At 46.2% G+C, this 472-nt stretch carries 1 protein-coding gene; it reads left to right on the forward strand.

Going from position 1 to position 472, the window contains the following annotated elements:
- A partial coding sequence (locus tag ACTHUM_RS19285; protein WP_440403898.1) for a phosphoesterase occupies positions 1-472 on the forward strand: 472 nt, incomplete at both ends.

A 472-nucleotide genomic window follows, 5' to 3' on the forward strand; every position in this document is an offset into this window, starting at 1 on the left:
CTTCACATCAGACCTACATTTCTCACATAAAAACATTGCCAAATTCTGCCCGCAATTTCGACCGTTTGATAACGTGGAGCAGATGGATGAATTTTTAATCCAAACGTGGAATGAAACCGTTACGCCTGAAGATACGGTGTACAACTTGGGCGATTTTTCCTTTGCCCAAGACCATAAGCAGATAGAGCGCGTTTTGTCGCGTTTGAACGGGCAGCATCACTTGATTTACGGCAATCATGATCATGTGATTCGGCAGCATGCCGATTTTTTCCGCAGCCAAACCAAGCATGACGGCCATCCGCTGCTGTCGTCCATACGGCCGTATTTGAAACTCAAATTGCCGGAAATTAAGAATACGCTGGTTCTCTTTCACTATCCGATACAGGAATGGGACGGCTGCTATCAGGGTTGGTATCACTTGTATGGCCATTTGCATGACAGGGTGGCGGAAATCAAAGGGCGTGCTTTAAAT

It is taken from the genome of Neisseria sp. P0021.S006 (assembly GCF_051956895.1).